Here is a 9,039-nt window from a genome sequence, read left to right as displayed (position 1 = left end):
GTCGGAGGCGGTGGAGACGCGCTGGCCCGTGGAGACCCGGTTGCTCGTCATGTCGAGCGACTGGTTGATGGACTTCAGGGTCGTCAGGGCGGTCATCGCGGACCGGTTGGTCAACAGGCTGGTCATACGCTCCAGCGTCCTCCCGACGATCCGCGCCGACGTTACGCTCGGCTTGGAATACCCTCCCCGTTAGCCATAGTCGTCAGGTCTTGACCTCCGGTTAAGCCTGCCGCGCGCCCCAACCTCGGGTTGCCGGGGCGGGAGGCCCGGACCTCCCGTGAGCCGAGGGTCCGGTCCGCGGCATGGGCGGACGGCGATCGCGCCGCCGGCCCGTCCGAGACGCGCGCGAAGGCCTTCACGCCAGTCCGAGCTTCTCGGCGAGGCCGATGCGCTGGAGCTTGCCGGTGGCGCCCTTGGGGATCTCGTCGAGGAACAGGATCTTGGCGGGCACCTTGAACGGGGCGAGGCGCTCGGCGGCGAAGCTGCGCAGGTCCTTCTCCGTCAGGCTCTCGCCCTCGCGCAGGACCACCGCCGCGCTGACGTCCTCGCCGAGCTTGTCGTGGGGCACCGCGAAGGTCACGCATTGCGACACCGCCGGGTGGTCCATCAGGATCTCGTCGACCTCGCGCGGCGAGATCTTCTCGCCGCCCCGGTTGATGATCTCCTTGAGGCGCCCGGTGATGGTGAGGTAGCCCTCGGGCGAGAGCGTGCCCTGGTCGCCGGTGCGGAACCAGCCCTGCGGCGTGAAGGCGGTGGCGTTGGCCGCCTCGTTGTTCTCGTAGCCCGCCATCACGTTGGCGCCGCGGATCACGATCTCGCCGGTCTCGCCCACGGGCAGCGGCTCGCCGTCGAAATCCACGATGGCGATCTCGGGCCCGGCGGCGAGGCCGACCACGCCCGGATAATGCGGCCGGGGCGGCAGCGGGTTCGAGGCCATCTGGTGGGCGGCTTCCGTCATGCCGTAGGCCTCGATCAGGGGCGCGCCGAACGCCTCCTCGATCTCCTTCATCACCTGCGGCGGCATCGAGGAGGAGGAGGAGCGGATGAACCGCAGCGGGTTGGCCTTGATGACCTCGGCGTTGCGGGCGGCGCGGCCGAGGATCGCCTGGTGCATGGTCGGCACCGCCGTGTACCAGGTCGGGCGCACCTCCCCCATCCAGCCGAAGAACTTGAGGGCGTTGAAGCCCGGGGTGCAGGCGACCTGCCCCCCCGCCGAAAGCGGCGCCAGGATGCCGGCGATCAGCCCGTGGATGTGGAACAGCGGCATGATGTTGAGGCCGCGGTCCTCGGCCGTGAAGGCGAGCGCGGTGCGGATGTTGCCGGCCGAAGCGCAGACGTTGGTCTGGGTGAGCGGCACGATCTTGGGGCGCGAGGTGGTGCCCGAGGTGTGGAGCACCAGGGCGATGTCCGAGGGTTCGGCCGGGCCGCCGGCCGCCGGGGCGGCGTCCGCCATCGGGAAGGCGAGGGTGAAGCTGCCCGCACCCCGGTTCGGGGTCGGCGTCAGGCGCACCACCGCGATGCCCAGCGCCTCGGCCACCGCGACCGCCGGCGAAGCCGAGCCTTCGGCCACCACCAGCACCTTGGCGCCGAGATCGGTGAGGTAGAACTTGAACTCGTCGGCCTTGTAGGCCGGGTTCAGGGGGGCCGAGGTCGTGCCCGCCGCCACCGCGATGAAGGCCGCGGCCATCTCCGGCCCGTTGTCGAGCACGATTGCGACCCGGTCGCCGCGTCCGATCCCGTGGGCGTTGAAGTCGGCGACGGTGCGCGTGGCCAGCGCCCGCAGGGCACCGTGGGTGAGGGGCACGCCGCCGGGGCTCGACAGCGCCGTGGCCTCGTCGGCGCCGGCCTGGATCAGGGCATGGAGGGTTGTGGCGGTCTCGGCCATGGATCTGTCACCGTCCTTAAGCAGGTTTCGCAAAAGTGGCCACCGGTTCTGCGTCAAAAACCTGGGACACATCAAAGACTTAAGCAGGGCGAGGCGGTGCCGCGCCTACCTGGACCCGCCTGAGGGGATCGACCGCGTCCGTCCGGGCCGTGCCCCCTCCCTGAGTGTGGGAGGGGAGGGGGGAGAAGCGTCAGGCCGGCGCGATGGCGAGACGCCCCTGCGCGCGATCGAGGCTCTGGGAGAGCAGGCGCATCAAGGCATAGACCGTGCCGATGTGCGGGGTCGGCGTGCCGGTGAGGCGGCCGAGTTCGATGATCGAGCCCACCAGCGCCTCGAGTTCGATGGGCCGGCCGGCCTCCACGTCCTGCAGCATCGATGTCTTGTGCGCGCCGACCTTCTCGGCGCCCGCGATGCGTTTTTCGATGCCGAGCTTGAACGTGACGCCGAGCGCGTTGGCGATGGTCTGCGCCTCGCGCATCATGTCGGCGGCCAGTGCCCGGGTCTCGGGGAACTGGCAGATGTCCACGAGGGTGGCGTGGGAGAGCGCCGAGATCGGGTTGAAGCTGAGGTTGCCCCACAGCTTGAGCCAGATCTCCGCCCGGATGTCGCTGGTGACCGGCGCGCGGAAGCCGGCCTTGATCAGGCGCTGCGCCAGGGACTGCACCCGCGGGCTCATGCTGCCGTCGAGTTCGCCCAAGCCGAAGCGGTGGCCTTCGATGACCTGCACCACGCCGGGCTCGGTGAGCACGGCCGCCGGATAGACCACCGAGCCGATCACGTGCCTGGGGTCGAGGTGTTTCGCGATGAGGCCGCCCGGATCGGCGGTCTCGAGGTGCGTGCCGGCGAGATCGCCACCGTGGCCGCCCGAGAAGTACCACCACGGGATGCCGTTCTGCATCGTCACCACCATCGTCTCAGGGCCGATGAGGTGGTGCAGGTCGGCCGCGATCGGCCCGACCTGGTGCGCCTTGACGGTGAGCAGGACCACGTCGTGCGGGCCCGCCTCCGCCATCGAGGCCGTCGCCTTGAGGTTGGTGACGTGGATCTCGGATCCGTTCTCCTCGATCAGGCGCATGCCGTTCTCGCGGATGGCCGACAGGTTGGCGCCGCGCGCGATGAAGGTGACGTCCTCGCCGGCGTGGGCGAGCCGAACCCCGAGGAATCCGCCGATGGCGCCTGCGCCGACGATGGCGATGCTCATGTCACTGACCTTGCGTTCTGCTGGGCTTGGCGTTCTGCCGGGCTTGAAGACGGCCGGCGCGCGGAGGTTCCCCCGCCCGGGCCAGGCCGAGGGCGGCGGCACGGATATCACCCGCGGCGAGAGATGCCGGCCGTCGGTCGAAGCGCGGGTCCCCTCTCCTGGAAGGAGAGGGACAGGGTGAGGTGAGAGGTCTGTCCGGAGAGGTCGCACACCTCACCCCTACCCTCTCCTTCCAGGAGAGGGAGCCTCGGCGCGCACCCTGTGGTCGTCCACCGAGCGGTGCGCGAATCCGATGGGCGGGGATGGGCCGCGCGGCGGCCGCGGTGACGTTCCTCATGAAAACCGGTTCTCGAGCACGCCGATGCCCTCGATCTCGACCGCCACGGTCGCGCCCTTGGGGATCGGGCCGGCGCCGTTCGAGGTGCCGCAGGCGATGAGGTCGCCCGGCTCCAGGGTCATCCCCTGCGAGACCAGGGAGACGATCTCGGCGGGCTTGAGGATTATGTCGGAGAGCGGATAGCTCTGGCGCTCGCGACCGTTGACCCGGACCCGCACGGTGAGGGTGTCGGAATCGAGCCCGGTGGCGATGACCGGCCCGAACGGGCCGAACCCGTCGAGGCCCTTCGAGCGGGTCCATTGCACGAAGCTCGGGTCGGCCTTGAGGACGTCGAGGGCGGTCACGTCGTTGACGCAGGTGTAGCCGAAGATGTGCCCGGCCGCCGCCGCCACCGTGAGGTCGCGCCCGGCCTTGCCGACGACGATGCCGAGTTCGCCCTCGAACAGGATGCGCCCGATCCCCTCGGGGACCGCCACCGCCTCGCCGCTGGCGCAGTAGGTGTTGGGCGGCTTCACGAAGAACAGGGGCGCCGCCGGCCGCTCCAGCCCCTGCTTGTCGGCCATCGCGTGGAAATTGTTCCACAGGGCGATGAGCTTGGAGGGGCGGCAGGGCAGGGCGGTCGTCACCGCCGCGACGGCGAGGGTCTCGCCGGTGGCCGTCGGCGTGCCGAACAGGTCGCCCGTGAACACCGCGATGGTGTCGCCGTCGAGGTGTCCGAAACCGTCCCGGCCCTCGTGCCGGTAGGAGATCCATCGCGCCATCGCCTCAGAGGCTCCGGGCGGGCGCGGAAGCGGGACGCACGGCGTGCATCGTCATGGCGTGCTCTTCCTCGTCGGCGGTGTCGCCAGCGGCGGTTCTAAAGATCCGGATCGTCGATTCAAGGCGCTATAGAGCATCGCGGCAGCATCGACCCTCATAAAAATTTTGTCGACCAAGGACAAAATTCTTTAGACCTGACGAAATCGTGACGTTCGACAGGTCATGCCGCGCCCTGCCCGCTCCTCATCGCTGCGCTGCCGCAAAACCGATCCCGCAGTCGTCCGGGGAACAATCGGTGCGCTGCACCGTTCCGGTTGCCGACGGTGAGCGGGCACGGTGTGCGACGTCGCCGCCTCCTCAACCAAGGATGGAACGTTTCCCATGAGCAGCACCACGGACAAGATCAAGGGTCTCGCCAACGAAGCCGTCGGCAACATCAAGCAGGGCATCGGTTCGGCCACCGGCAACGAGAAGCTGCAGGCCGAGGGCAAGGCCCAGGAGCTGAAGGGCGAAGCCCAGAAGACCGTCGGCGACGTCAAGGACGGCGCCAAGAGCGCCGCCCAGACCGCGGCCGACGCCGTCAAGAAGATCTGATCGTCCCAAGACGATTAGATCCCCGACGAATCGCCGGACACGACGACCATGGCGCGGGGCGGCCTCGGTGCCGTCCCGCGCGGGACTGGGCCTGACTTCGTCGTACCCACGTTTGAACCATCTACGAACGAAGGATCGTTCAGCATGAACAGAGATCATCTCGAAGGCGGCCTGCGCCACCTCAAGGGCCGCGGCGAGACCGCGATCGGCGCCGTGACGGGCCGCGCCCGCCAGCAGGTCGAGGGCGCCTACGATCAGGTCGCCGGAGCCGCCCAGCACGCCTACGGCGATGCCCGCGACACCGCGCGGAACCTGCAGCGCGACGGCCGCCACCTCGCCGACGAGGCCGCCGACCGCGGCCGCGCCCTGCTCGACGACGTCCAGGACCGGGGCCGCGACCTGCGCGACCGGAGCCGCCACCTGGCCGACGAGGCCACCGACCGCGGTCGCGCGCTCTTCGACGACGTTCAGGACCGGGGCCGTCATCTCCGCCACGAAGCCGCCCGCCGCAGTCGCGCCGTCGCCGACCGCGCCGAGGAGAACAAGGCCGTGACGCTGCTGCTGGTGGCCGCCGCCGCCTTCGGCGCGGGCTGGCTGCTGCGCCGCACCCGCTGACCCGCGAACGACCGGCAGCTCACCGGTGACGAAAGGCGCCACCCGCATGCGCGGGGGCGCCTTTTTCGTCGGCCCGATAGGGCCTATGGCCGGCGGACAGCTTGGTCGCGAGGAGCGTCCCCGATGCCGATGCAGCCCTGGTCCGCCCTCACGACGCAGGAGATGCGCGCGCGCGACATGAGCCGCACGATCGCGGTGCTGCCGGTGGCGGCGGTGGAGCAGCACGGGCCGCACCTGCCGCTCTCCACCGATGTCACCATCGCCGAGGGCTATCTCGCCCGCGTCGCCGCCCTGGTCCCCGACGACCTCGACGTGCTGGTCCTGCCGGTGCAGGCGGTGGGCAAATCCGACGAGCACGACGAGTTCGCTGGCACCCTCACCCTCACCACCGAGACGGCCCTGCGCGCCTGGATCGAGATCGGTGCCTGCGTCCATCGGGCCGGCTGCGGCCGCCTCGTCATCGTCACCTCGCACGGCGGCAACAGCGCCCTCATCGACCTCGTCGCCCTGGAGCTGCGCGGGCGCTGCGGCCTCATCGCCGTCACCACCGCCTGGAGCCGGTTCGGCTATCCCGACGGTCTGTTTCCGGACGCCGAGGTCCGCCACGGCATCCATGCCGGCGGCATCGAGACGGCGCTGATGCTGGCGCTCGCGCCCGAGGCCGTGCGCACCGAGGCCATCGCCGACTTCACCCCGCGCACGCTCGTCATGGAGCGGGATTTCACCCACCTGCGCGCCGGCCGGCCGGCGGCCTTCGCCTGGAAGGCGGGGGACCTCAACCCCGCCGGCGCCATCGGCGACGCCCGCCTCGGCACGGCGCAGGCCGGTGCCGTCGCCCTCGACCACGGGGCGCGGGCCTTCGTCGCGCTGTTGCACGACGTCTCCCGCTTCGACCTCGCCCCGGCGACGTAACCGGCCACGGGTGGCGGGCGAACATCGGGCATCCCGTCCCGCGGTTCGAGAAAAGCCCTCTCCCATGCGCGCCCTCCTCCTCGCCCTCGCCGGGCTGACGCTGTTGTCTGCCCCCGTCGCCGCGGCCCAGCGGCCGGTGGTGGTCGAGCTCTTCACCTCGCAGAGCTGCTCGTCCTGCCCGCCGGCCGAGGCGGTGCTGACCGACCTGCGCGACCAGCCCGACGTCTTGGCGCTCGGTTTCCACGTCACCTACTGGAACCGCCTGTCCTGGCGCGACACCGTCTCCCTGCCCGCCGCTACGGACCGGCAGGAGGCCTACGCGCGAACCCTCGGCGAGACGCGCGTCTTCACGCCGCAGATGGTGATCGACGGCCGTCGCAGCGTCCTCGGCTCGCAGCGCGGCGAGGTCGCCGCGGCCATCGCCGAGGCCCGGCGCGCCTCCCCCGTCGCCGCGATGACCCTGGTGCGCAAGGGTGGCGACCTCGTCGTCGGCCTCGGGGCGGGCGCGGGCAGCGGCCGGATCGTCCTCGTCGGGTTCGACCGGGAGGTCCGCACCGCGGTCGCCCGCGGCGAGAACGCGGGGCACGACCTGGTCCAGTCGAACGTGGTGCGCTCGGTGCGCGACCTCGGCGGCTGGACCGGCGCGGCCAGGACCGTGACCCAGCCTGCCCCGGCCGGGTCCGACGCCGCGGTGCTGCTGCAGGCGGCCGACGGTCGCATCCTCGGGGCCGCGCGCCTGACCGGCGCCGGGTCCTGATGGGAGCGGCATGGCGCGGGTTGGACAAGCGGAGGTGCAACCATGATGATCGCGTCCGTCGATCCGGGGCCGTCCCTGGCGACTGTCATGCGGAGCCGCGACAGGTCCACCATGGTGCTCGACGAGAGGCTGTCGTCCGCGATGGCCGCCGCCCAGGGCGGCGATGCCGCCGCGTATCGCCGCCTGCTCAAGGATTGCCTGCCGGTGATCGCGGGCATGGCACGGGCGCAAGGGGTGCGCCCGGATGCGGTGGACGACGTCGTGCAGGAGACCCTCGTCACCATCCACCGGGCGCGGGCGACCTACGATCCCGCCCGGCCGTTCCTGCCCTGGCTGCGCGCCATCACTCAGCGCCGGGCCATCGACGCGATGCGCCGTACCGGCCGCCGGCCGCAGGAGGTCCACGATCCCATCGCCTACGAGGCCCATGCCGATCTCGGGCCGGCGCCGGGCGCCCGCCTGGAGACCGGGGAGCGCGACCTCGCGCTGGCTCGGGCCGTGGCCGGACTCTCGCCGGGCCAGCGCGAGGCGGTGGAGCACCTGGCGTTCCAAGAGCGGTCCCTGGAGGAGGCCGCGGCCATCACCGGGCGCAGCAAGGGCGCGCTCAAGGTCAACCTGCACCGGGCCCTGAAGGCCCTGCGCGGGACGTTGTCGGGCACCAGGGGAGGGACCGATGTCTGACACGCGGAACATGACCCGCGTCGGTCGGGACGGTCACGACGATCTCGTCGAGGATCTGACCGGCCGGCTCGCGCCTGTCCGGCGCCTGCCCGCCCCGTGGCTGCGGGCGTCGTCCTGGCTCGGCGCGGCACTGGCGGTCGGCCTCGTCCTGATGCCGCTCGCCGACCTCGACGGACTCAGGGTGCGCATGGCGGTGCCGGACCTCGGGCTGGCCGCGCTCGGCGCCCTGCTCACCGCGCTGACGGCGGCCGTCGCCGCCTTCCACACCAGCGTGCCGGGCCGCAACCCCGCATGGGCGCTGCTACCGCTGGGGCCGGCCGTTGTCTGGATCGGCGCCAGCGGCGTCGGCTGCCTGCGCTCCTGGACGGTGACCGGCATCGAAGTCGCCGACGCCTACGAGATGGGCGGCTGCCTCGTGTTCCTGCTGTGCGCCTCGGCGCCGCTGTCGCTCGCCCTCGTGCTGATGCTGCGCCGGGCCTGCCCGCTGCGGCCCAACCTCACCGCCGCCTTGGGGGGGCTCGCGGCGGCCGCGGCGGCGGCCGTGCTGCTGATCCCGTTCCATCCCCACGACGCGACGCTCACCGACCTCGCCATCCATCTCGTGGTGGTCGGCGCCGTCATCTGCGCCAACACCCTGGCCGGCGGCCGCCTCCTCGCGGAGCGCTGACGCGACGACGCCCGGGACCCCTGACGGTCCCGGGCTATCGCGCTGCGGGTCTTCGGTCTTGGACTTCGGTCTCGGGGCTCGGCCCTCAGGCGGCGGCGCGGCTGTTGACGCTACCTTCGGCGAGGGCGGTGAGCACCGTGTCGGTGGCACGCTCCTCGTCCAGGGTCTGCTGCAACAGGCCGACGACCTCGTGGTGGCCGAGCTGCTTGGCGAAGGCGACCAGCGTCCCGTAACGGGTGATCTCGTAGTGCTCCACCGCCTGCGCGCCGGCGATCAGGGCCGCATCGAGCACCTGCGGATCGTCGACGTCGCCCATGATCTCCTTGGTCTCGGCGATGATGCCGTCGATGGCGGCGCAATCGACGCCCTTGGCCGTCTTGCCGAGCTTGGCGAACACCTGGTCGAGGCGGCCGATCTGGGCTTCCGTCTCGCGCAGGTGGAGCTCGAAGCCGCTCTTGAGCTGCGCGTTGGTGGCCTTGTCGATCATCTTCGGCAGCGACTTGGTGATCTGCTGCTCCGCGTAATAGATGTCCTGCAGCATGTGCGTGAACAAATCGTCGAGCGTCTTGATCGGCTTGGAGAAAATACCCATGGTATCGACCCTGTATGCTTGAGCTTGATCGGATTTGGA

At 71.0% G+C, this 9,039-nt stretch carries 10 protein-coding genes and 1 pseudogene; 6 read left to right on the top strand and 5 right to left on the bottom strand.

The features are described 5' to 3' along the window. The 4 genes and pseudogenes from ASG59_RS21165 to ASG59_RS03935 form a co-directional block, all read right to left on the bottom strand. A pseudogene (locus ASG59_RS21165) lies at positions 1–126 on the bottom strand (flagellin); the annotation flags it as partial. Positions 127–355: 229 nt separating this feature from the next. Continuing rightward, entirely contained in the window at positions 356–1,885 is a 1,530-nt protein-coding gene (locus ASG59_RS03945) for an acyl--CoA ligase (protein WP_056407103.1), read from the bottom strand. A gap of 190 nt (positions 1,886–2,075) precedes the next feature. Continuing rightward, positions 2,076–3,086 (bottom strand): 2-dehydropantoate 2-reductase, encoded by a 1,011-nt coding sequence (locus ASG59_RS03940; protein WP_055886319.1) that lies wholly within the window; start codon positions 3,084–3,086, stop codon positions 2,076–2,078. A 333-nt stretch (positions 3,087–3,419) separates the two neighbouring features. Beyond that, positions 3,420–4,184 carry a fumarylacetoacetate hydrolase family protein gene (locus tag ASG59_RS03935; protein ID WP_056407101.1) on the bottom strand — a complete coding sequence of 255 codons (765 nt, stop codon included), beginning with the start codon at positions 4,182–4,184 and terminating at the stop codon, positions 3,420–3,422. 379 nt (positions 4,185–4,563) lie between these two features. Here ASG59_RS03935 and ASG59_RS03930 point away from each other — a divergent pair, with 379 nt between their 5' ends. The 6 genes from ASG59_RS03930 to ASG59_RS03905 all read left to right on the top strand — a co-directional run bounded on the left by ASG59_RS03930 (position 4,564) and on the right by ASG59_RS03905 (position 8,408). Beyond that, positions 4,564–4,776 carry a CsbD family protein gene (locus tag ASG59_RS03930; protein ID WP_055886314.1) on the top strand — a complete coding sequence of 71 codons (213 nt, stop codon included), beginning with the start codon at positions 4,564–4,566 and terminating at the stop codon, positions 4,774–4,776. A 144-nt stretch (positions 4,777–4,920) separates the two neighbouring features. Then, positions 4,921–5,391 (top strand): CsbD family protein, encoded by a 471-nt coding sequence (locus ASG59_RS03925; protein WP_055886311.1) that lies wholly within the window; start codon positions 4,921–4,923, stop codon positions 5,389–5,391. A 123-nt stretch (positions 5,392–5,514) separates the two neighbouring features. Further along, positions 5,515–6,303, top strand: coding sequence for a creatininase family protein (locus ASG59_RS03920; protein WP_056407100.1), 789 nt, complete (start codon positions 5,515–5,517; stop codon positions 6,301–6,303). A 64-nt stretch (positions 6,304–6,367) separates the two neighbouring features. After that, positions 6,368–7,060, top strand: a complete 693-nt coding sequence (locus tag ASG59_RS03915; protein WP_056407098.1) for a DUF1223 domain-containing protein — start codon at positions 6,368–6,370, stop codon at positions 7,058–7,060. A gap of 111 nt (positions 7,061–7,171) precedes the next feature. Beyond that, a complete protein-coding gene (locus tag ASG59_RS03910; protein ID WP_055886493.1) occupies positions 7,172–7,741 on the top strand; it encodes a sigma-70 family RNA polymerase sigma factor in 570 nt (189 codons plus the stop codon). Further along, positions 7,734–8,408 carry an NrsF family protein gene (locus ASG59_RS03905; RefSeq protein ID WP_347379668.1) on the top strand — a complete coding sequence of 225 codons (675 nt, stop codon included), beginning with the start codon at positions 7,734–7,736 and terminating at the stop codon, positions 8,406–8,408. The genes ASG59_RS03910 and ASG59_RS03905 overlap by 8 nt, the downstream gene beginning before the upstream one ends. Positions 8,409–8,493: 85 nt before the next feature. On the opposite strand, the gene ASG59_RS03900 is transcribed toward ASG59_RS03905, so the two are convergent. Continuing rightward, positions 8,494–9,000 (bottom strand): ferritin-like domain-containing protein, encoded by a 507-nt coding sequence (locus ASG59_RS03900; RefSeq protein WP_056282164.1) that lies wholly within the window; start codon positions 8,998–9,000, stop codon positions 8,494–8,496. Positions 9,001–9,039 lie beyond the last annotated feature (39 nt).

This window comes from Methylobacterium sp. Leaf466 (assembly GCF_001425565.1).
Lineage (GTDB): Bacteria > Pseudomonadota > Alphaproteobacteria > Rhizobiales > Beijerinckiaceae > Methylobacterium.
The sequence above is the reverse complement of the archived record's forward strand: the minus strand, read 5'-3'. Positions and strand labels throughout refer to the sequence as shown.

Excerpts from the sequence above, each read along its gene's own strand:
- ASG59_RS03940 (WP_055886319.1), bottom strand. The coding sequence starts at position 3,086 with ATGAGCATCGCCATCGTCGGCGCAGGCGCCATCGGCGGATTCCTCGGG.
- ASG59_RS03930 (WP_055886314.1), top strand. The coding sequence starts at position 4,564 with ATGAGCAGCACCACGGACAAGATCAAGGGTCTCGCCAACGAAGCCGTC.
- ASG59_RS03915 (WP_056407098.1), top strand. The coding sequence starts at position 6,368 with ATGCGCGCCCTCCTCCTCGCCCTCGCCGGGCTGACGCTGTTGTCTGCC.
- ASG59_RS03900 (WP_056282164.1), bottom strand. The coding sequence starts at position 9,000 with ATGGGTATTTTCTCCAAGCCGATCAAGACGCTCGACGATTTGTTCACG.
- ASG59_RS03935 (WP_056407101.1), bottom strand. The coding sequence starts at position 4,184 with ATGGCGCGATGGATCTCCTACCGGCACGAGGGCCGGGACGGTTTCGGA.
- ASG59_RS03945 (WP_056407103.1), bottom strand. The coding sequence starts at position 1,885 with ATGGCCGAGACCGCCACAACCCTCCATGCCCTGATCCAGGCCGGCGCC.
- ASG59_RS03925 (WP_055886311.1), top strand. The coding sequence starts at position 4,921 with ATGAACAGAGATCATCTCGAAGGCGGCCTGCGCCACCTCAAGGGCCGC.
- ASG59_RS03910 (WP_055886493.1), top strand. The coding sequence starts at position 7,172 with ATGGTGCTCGACGAGAGGCTGTCGTCCGCGATGGCCGCCGCCCAGGGC.
- ASG59_RS03920 (WP_056407100.1), top strand. The coding sequence starts at position 5,515 with ATGCCGATGCAGCCCTGGTCCGCCCTCACGACGCAGGAGATGCGCGCG.
- ASG59_RS03905 (WP_347379668.1), top strand. The coding sequence starts at position 7,734 with ATGTCTGACACGCGGAACATGACCCGCGTCGGTCGGGACGGTCACGAC.